Here is a 564-nt window from a genome sequence, read left to right on the forward strand (position 1 = left end):
TCGCAGTCTTATTCGCCTAATCGTGTATTGTATATGGTATCAGAACGTTTAGGTGAGCCATCTATTCTTATTAATAATGCGGCGTATTCTACTCATACGAAAATTGAAGAGTTAGATGTAGAGCAGTTAGATAAACATTATACGGTCAATGTTCGTGCTCCTATGCTATTAAGTTCATTATTTATGAAACATTTTTCACTTAAAACGAGTGGAAGTATTATCAATCTTACTTCTGGGCAGTCACTAGCGCCAATGCCAGATGAACTGGCATACGTAGCAACAAAGGGAGCAATAGAAGCATTTACAAAGTCAGTTGCACCAGTAGCTATGGAGAAGGGGATTACAGTCAATGCTGTTGATCCAGGACCAACGAATACAGGATGGATTACAGAGGAATTACAGCATCATTTAGTATGGAAATTCCCGCAAGGTAGAGTGGGAGAACCGGTGGATGCTGCCCGTTTAATCGCTTTTTTAGTAAGTGAAGAGGCGAAGTGGGTTACTGGGCAAGTCATTCATTCGAACGGTGGTTTTTCATAAAAATATTATGTTAACAAGTGTTGA

Annotated in this window: 1 protein-coding gene; it reads left to right on the forward strand. The window is 39.5% G+C overall.

The features are described 5' to 3' along the window. Positions 1–540, forward strand: a 540-nt coding sequence (locus tag AC1DTM_RS31020; protein WP_477001764.1) for an SDR family oxidoreductase, incomplete at its 5' end; no start/stop codon positions are given. Positions 541–564: the final 24 nt, after the last annotated feature.

The organism is Bacillus sp. P4_D3 (genome assembly GCF_056401855.1).